The 15,503-nt window shown below is 66.9% G+C and carries 13 protein-coding genes; 8 read left to right on the top strand and 5 right to left on the bottom strand.

All coding sequences use genetic code 11. The annotated features are described in order from the left end of the window. From ACWPMX_RS06010 to ACWPMX_RS06000, 3 genes are read left to right on the top strand one after another with little or no spacing between them, the layout of a single operon-like run. Positions 1–777, top strand: a complete 777-nt coding sequence (locus tag ACWPMX_RS06010) for a type III pantothenate kinase (RefSeq protein WP_455699127.1) — start codon at positions 1–3, stop codon at positions 775–777. After that, on the top strand, positions 774–2,426 hold the full coding sequence (locus ACWPMX_RS06005) for a ribonuclease J (RefSeq protein ID WP_455699126.1): 1,653 nt from the start codon (positions 774–776) through the stop codon (positions 2,424–2,426). Before ACWPMX_RS06010 ends, ACWPMX_RS06005 begins: the two co-directional genes overlap by 4 nt. Next, positions 2,423–2,683, top strand: a complete 261-nt coding sequence (locus tag ACWPMX_RS06000) for a DUF1467 family protein (protein ID WP_455699125.1) — start codon at positions 2,423–2,425, stop codon at positions 2,681–2,683. Before ACWPMX_RS06005 ends, ACWPMX_RS06000 begins: the two co-directional genes overlap by 4 nt. Before the next feature lie 4 nt (positions 2,684–2,687). On the opposite strand, the gene ACWPMX_RS05995 is transcribed toward ACWPMX_RS06000, so the two are convergent. Then, entirely contained in the window at positions 2,688–5,579 is a 2,892-nt protein-coding gene (locus ACWPMX_RS05995; protein ID WP_455699124.1) for an ATPase, read from the bottom strand. A gap of 71 nt (positions 5,580–5,650) precedes the next feature. Here ACWPMX_RS05995 and ACWPMX_RS05990 point away from each other — a divergent pair, with 71 nt between their 5' ends. From ACWPMX_RS05990 to ACWPMX_RS05975, 4 genes are all read left to right on the top strand, one after another. Then, on the top strand, positions 5,651–5,953 hold the full coding sequence (locus tag ACWPMX_RS05990) for an Hpt domain-containing protein (protein ID WP_455699123.1): 303 nt from the start codon (positions 5,651–5,653) through the stop codon (positions 5,951–5,953). A 75-nt stretch (positions 5,954–6,028) separates the two neighbouring features. After that, the gene (locus tag ACWPMX_RS05985) at positions 6,029–7,192 is read left to right on the top strand and encodes a hypothetical protein (RefSeq protein ID WP_455699122.1); all 1,164 of its coding nucleotides are present in this window, start codon (positions 6,029–6,031) and stop codon (positions 7,190–7,192) included. Positions 7,193–7,227: 35 nt separating this feature from the next. Continuing rightward, on the top strand, positions 7,228–8,190 hold the full coding sequence (locus ACWPMX_RS05980; protein ID WP_455699121.1) for a hypothetical protein: 963 nt from the start codon (positions 7,228–7,230) through the stop codon (positions 8,188–8,190). A 1-nt stretch (position 8,191) separates the two neighbouring features. After that, a complete protein-coding gene (locus ACWPMX_RS05975; protein WP_455699120.1) occupies positions 8,192–9,559 on the top strand; it encodes a sensor histidine kinase in 1,368 nt (455 codons plus the stop codon). Here ACWPMX_RS05975 and ACWPMX_RS05970 read toward each other — a convergent pair. The 3 genes from ACWPMX_RS05970 to gltX are packed head-to-tail and all read right to left on the bottom strand — an operon-like array spanning position 9,556 to position 12,491. After that, positions 9,556–9,759 carry a hypothetical protein gene (locus ACWPMX_RS05970; RefSeq protein WP_455699119.1) on the bottom strand — a complete coding sequence of 68 codons (204 nt, stop codon included), beginning with the start codon at positions 9,757–9,759 and terminating at the stop codon, positions 9,556–9,558. The two genes, ACWPMX_RS05975 and ACWPMX_RS05970, sit on opposite strands and share 4 nt — an antisense overlap. A 10-nt stretch (positions 9,760–9,769) precedes the next feature. Continuing rightward, positions 9,770–11,056, bottom strand: a complete 1,287-nt coding sequence (locus ACWPMX_RS05965; RefSeq protein ID WP_455699118.1) for a citrate synthase — start codon at positions 11,054–11,056, stop codon at positions 9,770–9,772. Between the two features lie 13 nt (positions 11,057–11,069). Then, the gene (gltX, locus tag ACWPMX_RS05960) at positions 11,070–12,491 is read right to left on the bottom strand and encodes a glutamate--tRNA ligase (RefSeq protein WP_455699117.1); all 1,422 of its coding nucleotides are present in this window, start codon (positions 12,489–12,491) and stop codon (positions 11,070–11,072) included. A 29-nt stretch (positions 12,492–12,520) separates the two neighbouring features. Between gltX and ACWPMX_RS05955 the strand changes: the two genes are divergently transcribed. Continuing rightward, the gene (locus tag ACWPMX_RS05955) at positions 12,521–14,740 is read left to right on the top strand and encodes a ComEC/Rec2 family competence protein (protein ID WP_455699116.1); all 2,220 of its coding nucleotides are present in this window, start codon (positions 12,521–12,523) and stop codon (positions 14,738–14,740) included. Here ACWPMX_RS05955 and lexA read toward each other — a convergent pair. Beyond that, entirely contained in the window at positions 14,737–15,423 is a 687-nt protein-coding gene (gene lexA / locus ACWPMX_RS05950; RefSeq protein ID WP_455699115.1) for a transcriptional repressor LexA, read from the bottom strand. The genes ACWPMX_RS05955 and lexA overlap by 4 nt on opposite strands. Between the last annotated feature and the right edge of the window lie 80 nt (positions 15,424–15,503).

Here is a 15,503-nt window from a genome sequence, read left to right as displayed (position 1 = left end):
ATGCTGCTCGCCGCCGATGTCGGCAATACCAACGTGGTCTTCGCGCTGTTCGAGGGCCGCGAGATCAAGGCGCGCTGGCGTATCGCGACTGACCCCCGCCGCACGGGAGACGAATACGCCGTCTGGCTGTTGCAGTTGCTCGCGATCGAGGGTTTCGACCGTGATGCGGTGCACCAGATCATCGTCGGGTCGGTCGTCCCGCGCTCGATCCACAACCTGACCGTGCTTGCAGAGAAATACTTCAACATCACTCCGTTGATCGCAGGGGAGGACAGGGCCGCGTGGGGCTTCACCGTTGACGTCGATGAACCTCGCTCGCTCGGCGCCGACCGCGCGCTCAACACGATCGCGGCCCACGCGAAGTACGACGGCGACCTGATCGTGGTCGATTTCGGTACCGCCACCACGTTCGACGCGGTCGACTTCACCGGCGCATACAAGGGCGGGATCATCTGCCCCGGCCTGAACCTGTCGCTTGACGCGCTCGTCGGCAATACGGCCAAGCTGCCGCGCATCGCCATCGAGGCGCCGCGATCGGACAGCGTTATCGGCACCAATACCGAGGACCAGATGCTGATCGGGGTGTTCTGGGGCTATGTCGCGATGATGGAGGGCCTCATCGCCCGGATGCGCGCCGAGATCGGTCGCCCCGCAAAAGTCATCGCCACCGGCGGTCTCGCGATCCTGTTCGACGAACATACGGACATATTCGACGCGGTCGATGCAGACCTCACGCTCGACGGGCTCGCAATCCTCGCCGAACGGGCGCACACATGAAGAAGGACTTCGCACCCGAGGACGAGCTGCTGTTCCTCGCGCTCGGTGGCTCGGGCGAGATCGGCATGAACGTCAATCTTTACGGCTGCCGCGGGCGCTGGCTGATGGTCGATCTCGGCATGACCTTCAGCGGCAACGAGTACCCCGGTGTCGATCTGGTGTTCGCGGATCTCGAATTCATCGAGGATCGCGTGGCCGCGCTTGACGGGATCGTGCTGACCCACGCGCACGAAGACCATATCGGTGCAGTGCCCTATTTCGCGGCGGAACTGGGTGTTCCGCTTTATGCGACGCCATTCACGGCCGACCTCGTACTCCGCAAGCTCCAGGAGGCCGGGATCGCCGACCGGGTCGAACTGATTGTGGTCGAGGATCTCGAGCGGTTTCAGGTGGGGCCGTTCGGTATCTCCTACGTCCCGCTCGCGCACTCGATCGCCGAGGGCCACGCGCTGCTGATCGAGACGCCTTACGGCCGGGTATTCCACACCGGCGACTGGAAGCTCGACGAGGAGCCGATCGTCGGCGAACCGACCACGGAGGAAGAGCTCTGCGAACTGGGTGACGAGGGCATCCTCGCGCTGGTCTGCGACTCGACCAACGTGTTCAACCCGAACGAAAGCGGCTCCGAGGGGGCGGTCTACCGAGCGCTGCACGAGGAAGTCGGCAAGTGGACCGGGCGCCGCGTGCTGGTGACGACGTTCGCCAGCAACGTCGCGCGCTTGCACACACTGGGCGCAGTGGCCGACGCGACCGGGCGCAAGCTGTGCGTCGCGGGCCGTTCGCTCGATCGCATCATCGAGGTCGCGCAGGACAATGGCTACCTCACCGACCTTCCCGAGACGGTCGATTTCGACACGGCGATGGGGCTGCCCCGGGGCGAGGTCCTGATCGTCGCGACCGGCGGGCAAGGTGAGCCGCGCGCCGCGCTTGCCCGAATTGCCGAGGAAAACCATCCGATCGAACTTTCGACCGGCGACGTCGTACTGTTCTCCAGCAGGCAAATCCCCGGCAACGAACTCGCCATCGGACGGGTCCAGAATCAGCTTGCGCAACGCGGCATCGTGATGGTGACCGACCGGCAGAGCCTGATCCATGTCTCCGGGCACCCCGGGCGTCCGGAACTTGAGACGCTCTACGGATGGCTGCGACCGCAGGTGCTGGTGCCCGTCCACGGCGAGATGCGCCACATGGCCGAGCAGGCGCGACTCGGCCTTGCGAATGGCATTCCGCAGGCGGTCGTGCAGAAGAACGGCGACATCGTCCGTCTCGCCCCCGGCAAGCCGGGCAAGGTCGCCGAAGTGCGCAGCGGTCGGCTCGTGCTCGACGGGGAGATCATCGCGCCGGCCGACGGCGATGCGATTGTAATGCGGCGGCGGCTCGCCCGTGAAGGTGCGGTGGTCGTGGTGATCGGTCCGCGCGGAGGCGTCTATGTCGAAGGCATCGGACTGCCGCTCGACGAGGACTACGAAGCATTCGTCAAGGAAACCGAGAGCGACGTGGCGCAGGCTTTGGGCAAGCTGCGCGGTCCTGCGGCGCGCGATCGTGACACCTTGATGGAGACTGCCCGGCTTGCCGCAAGGCGCGCGGCAACGCGCTGGTCGGGCAAGCGCCCGCAGGTGCGGGTCATCATTCCCGGAGAGGCGGCGTGAATATCACCTCGATCGTCGCGATTTTCTTCCTGTTCTGGGTCGGCAGCGCATTTGTGCTGCTACCATTCGGGGTGCGTACGCACGAGGAACTGGGCATCGAGAAGGTGCCGGGTCAGGCCGACAGTGCTCCGGGCAACTTCCAGCCCCGCAAATTGCTGATTCGCGCGACCATGATTGCGATTGTCCTCACCGCCCTGTGGGTCGCGAACTACAGCTTCGGTTGGATTACCCTCGATACCCTCGGAATCGCCGGTTGACCTATCAGTCGCGCAGGCGCTCGATGCCCTGCGCTAGCGCCACGTAGAGCTTGCCCATGTCGCTGCTGAGCAAGGTCACGCCGATCGCGTGCCCGTCGCGGGTGGACAGCATCGTGCGGAGCATCCCTTCGAAGTCGTGGATGTAGCGGTTCACGTGTTCGCGGAAGTCGCCGTTGGCATCGTAGAGCTCGGCCACTTCGCGCGCTTCGGTCGGTTCGAGCAGGCGCACGGCACGGCGGGTGAAGATGCCGCGATCGCCGCGCAGATAGCTTGCCCACGCCGTATCGGTCACTTCGCTCGATAGCGCGCGCGCGATGTCGATCGCGTTGGAATTGAGGCTTTCGGTGATCATCGCGACCCGGCGCGAGAAGTCCCCGTCCACCTGCTCCTCGGCCTGCTGGCGCGCCGTTGCCACGCGGGTTTCCAGGTTGCCGGCGAGTTCGCTGACCTTGGCGAGCTGGTCGCGTAGCTGCACCGCCGCCTCGCGTCCCGCACCAGCGGCCCGGGCCGCGTTCCCTTCGAGTTCGCCCAGCGCCGCACCCACGCGCTCGCGCATCGCCCGGTCGAGTGCGTCGTTGGTGTCGCCAGCGATCCGTTCGGCGAGCGAAGCGATGCGGGTATCGGCCTCGGCCTCGAGTGCGGTGATGGCCGCGCGTGCCGATCCCTCAAGCTGGGTGATCGCATCCCGCAGGCTTCCTTGCGCCTGCCCGGCCAGTGCTTCGCTTTCCTGCGCGAGCTGGGCGAGTTCGCTCCGCAGCGCGGCCACCCGCGAGACTTCCGCTTCGTGCGCAGCAGAAACGCGAAGCTGCAGTTCGCCGATCTCATCCATCGCCGCATGGCTGTTGCGCTGGGCCGCAAGAACATAGTCCGAAACTTCGCGGCTGCGATCGCCCGCTCCGGTCAGCATCAGGCCGAGCGCCTGGCCCTGTTCGCCGAGCGCGGCCAGTCGCGCTTCGGTCTCGGTAAGCGCAGCGGGAAGGTCCACCCGGCTATGCTCCGCACTCGCCCGAATCAGCTCGAGCAGGCGGACGCTGGCGTCGGTGAGTTCGACCACAGCGCGGTCGGTGTCTCCGAGCGCGGTCCGGCTCGCCCCCAAACGCTCGCCGAGCGCATCGATCGCCGAGGCGAGGGCGGCCTCCGCGGCGAGTCCCTGGTCGGCGGCGGCGGTCATCTGCGCGGCAAGCGCATCGAGCTGCGCGCTCAGTCGAGCGCCGCTTTCGGCGAGTTCGCGGCTGCGCGCGTCCTGCGCGTCGCGACGCTCGTTGAGGGCCCCGTCGAGCTCGGCGAGGTGCGCCGACACCGCCGCAGCCAATTCGCGTGCCTGTGCGTCCTGCGCGGCGCGTCGATCGGCGATGTCGGCATCCAGTGCTGCCAACTGGCTGGTCACCGCGCCAGCCAGTTCCTGCACGCGCGTGCCGTGTGCCCGGTCCCGCTCGGCGACGGCGTCGTCGATCCGGGCCAGATGCACTTCGGCTGCGGCGATCATTTCGCGCGTCCGCTCGTCCTGAATTGCCTGCCGTTCGCTTATGGCGGCGTCCAACTCGGCGAGGCGAGTTTCGATCGTCGCTGCGTGCTCGGTCGCGAGCAGGGTCGCTTCGGCCCGGCGCTTCTCGATCTCGGTCACGAAGATCGCGTGTGATTCGGTCAGCTTGGCATCGACGAGAGTGGCCTCGTCGCGGATGATGCCGAGCCGCTGCTGGGCACCCACCTTGGCAGCGTTGTCGATTGCCTCGACATGCCTGATCGCCGCTTCGAGGTCTGCCTTGAGCGCTTCGATCCGCTCGCGCCACTTGTCGAGCGCCGCGGACTCGGCCGCACCGAGGCTCGCGGAAATCGTGTCCGCACCGTCGCGAATGGCGGTCGTGCGCGCCTGCAGCGACCGGAGCAGTTCGCCTTCATGGTTTTCGAGTTCCTGCGCGGCGCTGCCGATTTCCTCGCGCAGGCGGTCGGCACGGTGGCGCATCGCGGCGAGGGCCTCGACTTCGCGCCCGTCGAGTTCGGCGCGGAAGACGTCACTCTTCTCGCGCAGGGCGGCGAAGCGCGTTCCGGTGATCTGGTCGAGCTGGGCCGCTTGCGCCTCGAATCCCGCGATCGCCGCGTCGACTTTGCTGCGCAGCGCGGCGACTTGTCGTTCGCTCGCCTGCCCGAATTCGTTGAGACGGTTGAACCCGGCGACGAGCTCGCCGAGGTGGCTGTGGGCGGTGTTGCCTGCGGCGCCGATGCCATTCGACACGTCGCGCGCGGCGTTGGCGATGACCGGCAGGTCGTCACGCAAGCGCTCCATGTTGTCGAGTGCGGTACGGCTGACCGAAGCGAGGGCATCGACCTGCGCGCCGTTGGTGTGGACGAGCGACTGCAAACGATCCGCGTGTTCGGAAATGCGCTGCGTCGCGACGCGGCCGAGCGATTCGACCTCGCGGCTTTGGGCGCCGAGGAACTCGCGTGCGAGGCTCAGCTCGCGATTGACGACCGAGAGCCGCGCTTCGAGTGCTTCGGATTCCTGGCGCAGAGTCAGTGCGGCATCGGTGAACCGCCCCGCCTCGCGCGTGCTCAGACGCAGGGCGAGCAGGACCAGTGCGACGATCAACAGGACTGGCACGGCCCACGACACGACGAGCGCCGATCCGGCTTGCGGAGTGATTCCGGCAGCGAGTTCGGCGCGCTGCGCCCAACCGAAAAACCCGGTCCATGCCACAGCCGCGAATATCGCGAGCGCAGGCACGATCCATGCCCGCGAGCCGTGCGGGGTAGGCACCTCCCAGTACTCCTCGACCGGGGCGGATTCCTCCCAGCTCTCGTCGAGCGTCAGCGGTTCATCCGCGACGCTGGTGGTGCCGTCCTGCGCCGCAGCGCTGCTGCCCGGACCGATGGCCCGAATGTGAGATCCCCCGCTCATGCCGCAGAATCTACACGATTCCAGTCATGTTCAACAGAGTGTTAATCCTCACGATGCTAGGAATGCGGCCAATGGCGTATGAAATCGGCTCATTCGATGCGACACTGGCGGCTGCTGCCGGACAGGATGCTGCGCTTGCCGCCGAACTGCGCGCGGCGTTCTCCGAAAGCCTTGATCGCCACCTCGACCTGCTAAAGCGCGCGCGCTGCGACGGCAACTGGACGGTCGCGGCGCAGCGGTTAAAGGGGCTGGCCAGCAGCTTTCACGCGTCCGAACTGATCGCTCTCGCCGACGAGGCGATCGAGGGCGCACCCGGGGAACCGGGTGTCGTTCGGCGGATCGAGCACTTTCGCGAACGCTTCATCGCCCGCTGAGCGGGTCCCCCTAGTCAAGCCTTGCCAGCGCCCGTAGGACTTGCCGCCTCGTACGAGCGGCAGGAGGAATGACATTTGCGGGTCGCGCTGATGGCGATGACGGACGATGCGGGAGAGCCCGTGCGCCTCGGCGGTCGACCTGTGGCCTGGCATCAGTTGCAGGCCGCGCTCGGCCTCGGTTGCGAGCGGATCGTGTGCCTTGCCGATGCACCGGGACCGGCGCTTGCCGCGCTCCAGCGCGAGACAGAGGCGCGCGAAGCGAAGTTCAGCGCCATTTCGCACGCCCGTGCACTCTCGGGGCTGGTCAGCGCGGCCGACACCTTATTCGTGTTCGCGCCGGGCGTCTTGCCCGACCGCGAGTGGCTGGCGCAAGCCCTCGGGGCGCGTGCCGGGATCGCCGCACTCCCCGCGAATGGCTCGGTTGAGCGCGGTTTCGAGCGCATCGATCGCGACCGGGCATGGGGCGGGGTCCTGTCGACCCGCGGCGACGCGGTGGAGGCCTTGGCGCTGCTCCCGATCGACGCCGACCCGATCGCCGGCTTGTTGCGGGTCGCGCTCCAGCGCGGCGGGCGGTGCGTGGATGTGCCCGAGAGCTGGCTTGACGACGGGCGCTGGGCCCTGCTCGGCGACGACGCGGCCGCGCGCCGGCTCGAGGAAGGCTGGCAGTCGCGCAACGTGCCCGCGCCCGCGCTCGATCGACCCGGCGAGGCGCTGGCGCACCGCGTCGCACGCTGGATCCTGCCCCGTGCTGCCGAGCGTCCCGTGCTGTCGCCAGCCCTGACGATCGCGGGACTGGGATTGTCGGTCGGCGGCGGCGTTGCGGGCTACCTTGGCATCACCGTAGGCGGACTCGCCGCGATCGCGCTCTCGGCGTTGATCGGAGACGTCGGCGAGCGCCTCGGACGGTTCGAGCGCGCAGGGGCGGGTGATCCGCCCCGGTCGCGCAGAATGATCGAGATACGCGACGCGCTGATCGATGCCGCAGTGGTGGCGACCGCTGCCAGCCCGCAGGAGTTCGCCGGGTGGCCCGCTCCGTTCACCGCTCTCGTCCTGATCGCGGCGATCCGGCTGGCGCGCGAGGGTGATGCCCAGCGCCCGCTTGCCCCGCTCGGCGATCGCATCCTTGTCATTTCGGTCGTGACGGCAACGGCGGTGGCAGGCGGATTCATTCCGGGAATGGCTGCCATCGCTCTTATCGCGCTCGCGGTGAGATTATTCTGGCCTCGCAAAAGCGGCTAACGCAGGTTTAACCACACGCAGTTATGGCCGATGCCATGAACGAAACGGTGACGATGCAATCGAGCGAGGCGCCCGTCGAAGCATTCCTGCGCGCCGAACTGGCGCACGGCGATGTCGTGCTCGGCACGATCGGGCCGGTGCTCGGCCATCTGCTGGCCAATCACGATCACTCGCTGTTCAGCGACGAGATCGTCAGCCGGGTGCGCGGAATGGTGGGGGACGTCGCCCGCCAGTTGCTCATCGCTCGGGCCGAAGCGGCAAATGCGCTCGATCCGCGGGCAGACGCCGATGCCAAGCGCGACGACCTGACCATGCGCCTGCTGTCGGATTCCCGCCTCGTGGGCCATTGCCATGCGCTCGCTCTCGAGGGCCACCTGACAGGGCGTCTGGAGAACCGCTCGGCCATAGACCCCGTACTTTCGCCGCTGCTCCAGGCGCTGATCGCCTCGGACGACGCGGGCACCGCCAGCGTGGCAATGGCGGCGCTCGCCGCACAGGCCCGCTTCGTGCAGGCGCAGCGGCGGATGGAGCTCCCGCTCGGTGAACTGCCCGCCGACACCTTCCACGCCGTTATCGCAACCTGGATCGGCGACGAGGGGGGCGACATCGACGAGCCGGTCGCTCTCACCGTCGACCGCCTTCGCAAATCCTTCGACGAGAGCGCGGGCCGCATCGGGCTGCTCGCGCGCCTCGTGGCGGGCATGGGCGCAGGTTCTCGCGCCGCTCTGTCCGTTTCCCACGCGGGAACGGCAATATTCCTGTCCGCACTCGCCGACACGGCACGATGGGATCGCGACCTTGCCACGGTGGTGACGAACGACCGGCAACTTGCTCGCCTTGCCCTTTCGCTACGTGCTGCCGGGCTGAAGCCGCGCGAGGTCGAGGAACAGTTCCTCCATATCCATCCCGACACTGCCCTGCCGGACGGCTTCGAAATGCTGCGTGCCGATCGCGCCGCGTCCATGCTCGAAGCGTCGGGCCGGAGCACGATCGGCTGACATGGGCGCCGAGACCTCCATACTCGCGCAGGCGCGCACCGACGGCGATGATCGGCTGATCGAGGCGGACGAGCCGCTGGCCGGCCTGCACTTGCGCTGCGGCGGAGAGCTACCGGGAACCGTCGCGATACCCGAACTGCTCGAAGTGGTGCGGAAGGCGCGCCAGCTCGGGCTGCGCCTGTCGCGGACCATCGAGGCGCTCGACGGCGACGAGACCGTCCGCGCGTGGGTCGAAATCGCCCCGCGCGAGGATCGCGACGGCGGCGGCTGCGCGATCACGATCGGCGCTTGGGCGACGAGCCCTCGTCCACTACCGAGTGAGGATGCGACCGCCGCGCGCCGGATTGCGATCGACCGGGCAACGGCCGAGCTTACGGCCCGGCTCGACCCTGGGCAGGGCGTACTGACGGTCGAGACGACCGCGCCCGACCTGCTGCCGCTCGCGCGTGCCATGCGCGAAAAGCGGGGTGCGCCGTGGACCGCGTCGGTCGATCTGCCCGATCTTGCGCACCGTCAGCCGCTCCACTGGCGCCTGCTCGACGGAGCGCGGTGTAGCGTTGCGGGTTCTTCGCGTGCTTTCACCGCCACGCTCGTACCTCTCGGCAAGCCCGAGCCGGGAAGCGCGGGCTTCGAACTGCTCCTCGTTGCCGATGCGCCGCTGCCGACGATCCAGGCCGCGCCCGTCGAACATCCGCGCGCGACGACGTCATTCGGCCGCGAGCTCACGCCGGTACTGCGGCAACCGATCGCGCGGATCATCGCCAATGCCGAGACCATCCGCGCCCGTCTCGCAGGGCCACTGGCCGACGAGTACAGCAACTATGCCGCCGACATCGCCGCGGCAGGCCAGCACCTGCTGTCATTGATAGAGGATCTGTCGGACTTGGAAATCGTCGAAGCCGATGATTTCAGCACCGCGCCCGACCGTATCGATCTTGGCGACGTAGCCCGGCGCGCCGTCGGCATCCTCTCCGTGAGAGCGCGGGAAAAGCAGATCGACTTGCGGGCACCCGAGGGCGCAGTGCTTCCGGCGACCGGCGAATTCCGGCGCGTGCTGCAGATCCTGCTCAACCTTGTTGGCAATGCGATCGCATACTCGCCCGCCGGCACCACGGTGACGCTGTCGATCGAGCGCGAAGGAGAGCGGGCGCGGATCGTCGTCAGCGACGAAGGACCCGGCATTGCGCCCGACAAACTCGGCGCGCTGTTCAACAAGTTCGAACGCCTCGGGCGCTCGGGCGACGGCGGCTCGGGCCTTGGCCTCTATATCTCGCGGAAACTGGCCAGGGCGATGGGCGGCGAACTTTCGGTCGACAGCACGCCGGGCGAGGGCGCGCGGTTCACGCTGGAATTGCCCGCCGCGAACTAGGCGCGGCGGCGGCTGCCCCACCAGAACAGCATGACACCGATCGCGACGGTTATCGCGCCGTAGAGCGCCCATTTGCGCTCGGCGAGCATGAAGCTTTCGGCGGGCCACATCACGATGCCGAGGCCCTGCAACGCCCAAAGCCCGCCCGACAGGACGAGCGCGACGCCGAGAACCTGTGCGATCAGGCGAAGGGCGCGCATCGGCCCCGTCTCAGCGCTTGTCGACGGGGATGTAATCCCGCTGCGTCGGCCCGGTGTAGAGCTGGCGCGGACGCCCGATCTTCTGACCGGGGTCGGAGATCATCTCGTTCCACTGCGCGACCCATCCGACCGTACGAGCGAGGGCGAAGAGGGCGGTGAACATCGTCGTCGGGAAGCCGATCGCCGACAGGATTACGCCAGAGTAGAAGTCGACGTTCGGGAACAGCTTCTTCTCGATGAAGTAGTCGTCACTCAGCGCCAGTTCCTCGAGCCGCAGGGCCGTCTCGAACAGCGGGTCGTTGACCTTGAGCGCGTCGAACACTTCGCGCACTGTCTTCTGCATCACCGTCGCGCGCGGATCGTAATTCTTGTACACGCGGTGGCCGAAGCCCATCAGGCGGAAGGGATCGTTCTTGTCCTTCGCCCGCTCGATGTAGTGCGGAATCTTGTCGGGCGTGCCGATCTCGCGGAGCATGTTGAGCGCCGCTTCATTCGCGCCGCCGTGCGCCGGGCCCCACAGACAGGCGATGCCCGCCGCGATGCAGGCGAAGGGGTTGGCGCCCGACGAACCGGCGAGGCGGACGGTCGAGGTCGAAGCGTTCTGCTCGTGGTCGGCGTGGAGGATGAAGATACGGTCCATCGCCTTCTCGACCGCCGGGACCACCTCATAAGGCTCTGCCGGAACGCCGAACGTCATGCGCAGGAAATTGCCGGTGTAGCTGAGCGAGTTGTCGGGATAGAGGAAGGGCTGCCCGACGGAATACTTGTATGCCATCGCCGCGATCGTCGGCATCTTGGCAATCAGGCGGTGGCTCGCGATCTTGCGCTGCTCGGGATCCGAGATGTCGGTGCTGTCGTGATAGAACGCCGAAAGCGCTCCGACCACGCCGCACATGATCGCCATCGGGTGCGCATCGCGGCGGAACCCTCGATAAAACGTCGACAGTTGCTCGTTCAGCATCGTGTGGCGGCTGATCGTCCACGTGAAGTCGTTGAGCTCGGCCTTCGACGGCAGCTCGCCGTTGAGCAGCAGGTAGCTGACTTCCATGAAGCTGGAATCCTCGGCCAACTGGCCGATCGGATAACCGCGATGGAGCAGCACGCCTTCGTCACCGTCGATGTAGGTCAGCGCGCTTTCGCAGCTCGCGGTCGAGGTGAAGCCCGGGTCGTACGTGAAGGCACCCGTCTGGCCGTACATCTTGCGGATGTCGAGCACGTCGGGCCCGACGCTCCCTTCGAGCACGGGCAGGTCGATCGTCTCTTCGCCGTACGTCAGCGTTGCCGTCTTGTCTGCCATCAGTGCTCTCCTTCTACGCAGTATGATCCGTTTCGGCCGGAGTGGCATGCGCGTCGATCCGCGCAAGTGCCTCTTCCCGGCCGAGCAGGGCCAGAACATCGAAAATCCCGGGTGACGTGGTTGTCCCCGTCAGCGCTGCCCGCATCGGCTGCGCCAGCTTGCCGAGACCCAGCCCCTGTTCCTCGGCGAAGGTCTTGAGACTGGCTTCCAGCGCCGCAACCGTCCAGTGGGTTTCACTGTGCAACCGCGCAGAAATCCTTGCGAGCAGGGCGCAGGCGTCCTCGGTGAGCAGCGCCGCCGCCTTGTCGTCGAGCAGCAGGGGGCGTTGCTTGAAGAGAAATGCCGCCCCATCAGCAAGTTCGTGGAGGTCTTTCGCACGAAGTTTGAGCTGCGGCATGGCTTCCGTCAGCAGCGCAACATCGGCCCGGGGGCCAATCTTGGGTGCGATCAGTGCGGCCAGGCGCGCGTCGTCGGCCTCGCGGATGTAGTGCCCGTTGAGGTTAAGCAGCTTCTTGATGTCGAAGCGGCTCGGGCTCTTCCCGACGCCGGCGAGATCGAAGAGCTCGACAGCCTCGTCGCGCGAGATTTCCTCGCGGTCCCCGTGGCCCCAGCCAAGGCGAAGGAGGTAGTTGAATACCGCCTCGGGAAGCATTCCCATTTCGTCGCGGTAGGCATCGACACCCACCGCGCCATGGCGCTTCGACAGCTTGGCCCCGTCGGCGCCGAGGATCATCGGCACATGCGCATAGACCGGCACCGGCCAGCCCATCGCGTTCAGGATGACGATCTGGCGGAAGGCGTTGTTGAGGTGGTCGTCCCCGCGGATGACATGGGTCACGCCTATGTCGTGATCGTCGACCACGACGGCGAGCATGTAAGTCGGCGTACCGTCGGAGCGGAGCAGGACGAAGTCGTCGAGTTCGGCGTTGGCCACCGTAACCGAGCCCTGGACCTCGTCGGTGATCGTGGTTTCACCAACGCGCGGGGCCTTGATGCGCACGACGTAAGGCGCTTCGGCGGGCCAGGTCGCCGGGTCGGCATCGCGCCATTCGCTGTCGATCCGGAACGTGCGGCGCTCGGCCTGCGCGGCGGCGCGGCGTTCGGCAAGCTCCTCGGGCGTCAGGTAACAGCGATAGGCTGCGCCCTTCGCCAGCAGGTCGTGGGCGACCTCAGCGTGTCGATCGGAGCGGGCGAACTGGAAGGTCGGCGGCTCGTCGCCCTCTAGGCCGAGCCACCCGAGGCCGTCAAAGATTGCCTTGATCGCGGGTTCGGTCGACCGTGCGCGGTCGGTATCCTCGATCCGCAGGAGGTACTTGCCGCCGTGGTGCCGGGCGTAGAGCCAGTTGAACAGCGCAGTCCGCGCGCCGCCGATGTGCAGGAATCCGGTAGGCGAAGGGGCGAAGCGTGTGACCACACCTGCGCTATCGCTTGCCATCCGAATTATCGTCCTTATCCAATGGTTTCATGGCGACCCGTACAGTGCCGCTGGTGCCCCTGTCCGACACGGATGCCGAGGGCGACCGAGAGGTCGATGCTGCACTGCAGCGCCCTTGGCGCACGGGACGCTTCTTGTCCAGAGGCGCAGACCAGCTCGAACGATTTCTGGATCAGGCCGCTTTCGACCGCGCGCCGTGGCTGACAGTCGCCTTCATGGCGGGGATCGCTCCGTGGTTCCTGCTGCCCGGACCGGTGTCATGGATCCTTTGGATAGGAGCCTCGCTGTTGGCCGCTATCGGTGCGGTGGCCCGATGGCGCGGCAATGAGGATCGAGTGGGCTTGCTCCGCGCCGTGGTGGCGATCGGCTTTCTCGCTGCGTTGGGCACCGGCCTCGTATGGGCGCGATCGACTGCGGTCGGCGCCCTGCCTCTCGATCGACCGCAAGTGACCTACATCGATGGCCGAGTACTGGCGCGAGAGGATCGTCCCGCAGAGGACAGGGTGCGCCTCACGCTCGCCTATCGCGACGCCGAGACGGCGACTGCGCGCAAGGTTCGAGTCAACATCCCGACCGCTCAAGTGACCGCCAGCGTAACCGAGGGCGCGCGGGTGCGGGTGCGAGCACGGTTGATGCCTCCGGGCGCGCCGCTGGTGCCGGGCGCGTACGATTTCGCTCGCACGGCGTGGTTCGCGGGCCTCTCTGCGACCGGGAGTGCGCTTGGCCCGGTGACCATCGTCGAGCCGTCGAGCGGAGGAGGACTGATCGCAGGCGCACAGCGGAGCCTTTCCGCGCACGTCCACTCTCGCCTCGAGGGTTCGGCGGGGAGCATCGCCGCGGCCTTCGCCAGCGGTGACCGGGGCGGGATCGCACCGGCCGATGAGGAGGCGATGCGCGATTCGGGGCTGACGCACCTGCTGTCGATCAGCGGGGTCCACGTGAGCGCGACGATCGCGGCGACCTATTTCCTCGCGATCCGCCTGCTGGCGCTGTTTCCGTGGCTGGTCCTGCGCGTGCGGCTGCCGCTGGTCGCCGCCATGATCGCCGCTGGTGCAGGGATTGCCTATACCCTGCTGACGGGGGCCGAAGTGCCGACGTTGCGCAGTTGCATCGGCGCACTTCTGGTCCTGATTGCGTTGGCGATCGGACGCGAGCCGCTATCCCTGCGCATGGTCGCGACGGCAGCTTTCGCCGTCCTGCTGATCTGGCCGGAAGCATTGGTCGGTCCCAGCTTCCAGATGAGCTTCGCCGCGGTCATCGCCATTGTCGCCTTGTACGAAGCAGCGCCGGTTCGCGCTTTCCTGGCTCCGAGAGAGGAGCGCATGAGCGCCCGGCTGGGGCGACAGTTTGCCATGCTCGTGTTGACCGGAATCGTCATCGAAATCGCACTGATGCCGATCGTGCTGTTCCACTTCCACCGCGCCGGATTCTACGGCGCGCTCGCCAATGTCGTCGCGATACCGCTGGTGACGTTCGTCTCCATGCCGCTGATCGCTCTTGCACTCTTGTTCGACCTCGTCGGGGCAGGACAGCCGGTCTGGTGGCTCGCCGGGCAGTCACTCGACCTATTGTTGGCAATCGCGCATTTCACCGCCGGACAGCCAGGTGCGGTTCGCCTGATGCCGCAAATGAGCGCCTCGACCTATGCCTTGTTCGTGATCGGGGCCCTTTGGCTCGCGCTCTGGCGCGGACGGGTTAGATTGTTCGGCTTCATCCCGGTTCTGGCTGCCGCCAGCCTGCTTGCGATGACCCCGGTGCCGGATGTTCTCGTCACGAACGACGGCCGCCATGTGGGGATCGCGGGCGAGGGCGACCAATTGCTGGTCCTGCGAGACGGGCGCAGCACATTCGCGCAGGATAACCTGCTTGAGATGGCGGGCCTGTCCGGCGATCCCGTTCCGCTCGATCGCTGGGACGGTGCGCGGTGCGGCCGTGATTTCTGCATCCTCACGATCGAGCGCGGCGGGCGGAACTGGATAATGCTGCTTGCCCGCTCGCGCTCGCGGATCGAGGAGCGTGCGCTGGCCGCGTCCTGCACCCGGGTGGACATTGTCATTGCCGACCGCTTCCTGCCCGCAAGCTGCCGACCGCGATGGCTCAAGGCCGACCGCCGTTTCCTTGCCGAAAGCGGCGGACTGTCGATCTACCTCGAGCAGGAACGGGTTGCCACGGTTGCCGAAAGTCAGGGGCAGCACCCTTGGTGGACAGCCCGAGGCGGACAATTGCAGGAGCGCAAAGCCGGGACTTAGTGGTAGCGGCGAAGCAATCCCGCGAGCTTGCCCTGCACCTCTACTTCGTTCGGGCGGTAGATCTGTGGCTCGTAGGCGCCATTCGCCGGATCGAGCCGCACCATCCCGTTCTCGCGGCGCAGGTACTTGAGCGTGGCTTCTTCACCCCGAACGAGCGCGACGATGATCTCTCCGTCGCGCGCGACATCGGTGCGCTTGACCAGCGCAAAATCGCCGTCGAAAATCCCGGCCTCGATCATCGAGTCGCCCGAAACCTCGAGCGCGTAATGCTCACCCGGACCGAGCAGCGCGGCGGGTACGGGAAGGGTGCTCTGACCCTCCAGCGCTTCGATCGGCATACCGGCAGCGATGCGGCCGTGGAGCGGCAGTTCGACGACGTCGTTCGCCGGTTCGGGACGCGCTGGAGCGCGCAGGGGCACGACATTGTCGGCAAGTTGTGCGGTAGCGCTGCGCGGAGCGGCCACCGAATCCTCTGGCTGGCGGATCACCTCGAGCGCACGGGCCCGGTTGGCAAGGCGGCGAATGAACCCGCGTTCCTCAAGCGCCGAGATCAGCCGGTGAACGCCCGACTTGCTCTTGAGGTCGAGCGCCTCCTTCATCTCCTCAAACGAAGGCGAAATCCCGCTTTCCTCGAGCCGGACGGTGATGAACTGCAGCAGTTCGCGTTGCTTGGCGGTGAGCATGTTTGCCTCTTTACGCAACCGTTCCAATTCGGGAACGAACGCGGAACAAGTAGGCAACTTGCGAGACGCCGTCAAGCCTG

Source organism: Tsuneonella sp. HG094 (assembly GCF_053819285.1).
The sequence above is the reverse complement of the archived record's forward strand: the minus strand, read 5'-3'. Positions and strand labels throughout refer to the sequence as shown.

Excerpts from the sequence above, each read along its gene's own strand:
- lexA (WP_455699115.1), bottom strand. The coding sequence starts at position 15,423 with ATGCTCACCGCCAAGCAACGCGAACTGCTGCAGTTCATCACCGTCCGG.
- ACWPMX_RS05975 (WP_455699120.1), top strand. The coding sequence starts at position 8,192 with ATGGGCGCCGAGACCTCCATACTCGCGCAGGCGCGCACCGACGGCGAT.
- ACWPMX_RS05995 (WP_455699124.1), bottom strand. The coding sequence starts at position 5,579 with ATGAGCGGGGGATCTCACATTCGGGCCATCGGTCCGGGCAGCAGCGCT.
- ACWPMX_RS05980 (WP_455699121.1), top strand. The coding sequence starts at position 7,228 with ATGAACGAAACGGTGACGATGCAATCGAGCGAGGCGCCCGTCGAAGCA.
- ACWPMX_RS05965 (WP_455699118.1), bottom strand. The coding sequence starts at position 11,056 with ATGGCAGACAAGACGGCAACGCTGACGTACGGCGAAGAGACGATCGAC.
- gltX (WP_455699117.1), bottom strand. The coding sequence starts at position 12,491 with ATGGCAAGCGATAGCGCAGGTGTGGTCACACGCTTCGCCCCTTCGCCT.
- ACWPMX_RS05990 (WP_455699123.1), top strand. The coding sequence starts at position 5,651 with ATGGCGTATGAAATCGGCTCATTCGATGCGACACTGGCGGCTGCTGCC.
- ACWPMX_RS05955 (WP_455699116.1), top strand. The coding sequence starts at position 12,521 with ATGGCGACCCGTACAGTGCCGCTGGTGCCCCTGTCCGACACGGATGCC.
- ACWPMX_RS06010 (WP_455699127.1), top strand. The coding sequence starts at position 1 with ATGCTGCTCGCCGCCGATGTCGGCAATACCAACGTGGTCTTCGCGCTG.
- ACWPMX_RS06005 (WP_455699126.1), top strand. The coding sequence starts at position 774 with ATGAAGAAGGACTTCGCACCCGAGGACGAGCTGCTGTTCCTCGCGCTC.
- ACWPMX_RS05970 (WP_455699119.1), bottom strand. The coding sequence starts at position 9,759 with ATGCGCGCCCTTCGCCTGATCGCACAGGTTCTCGGCGTCGCGCTCGTC.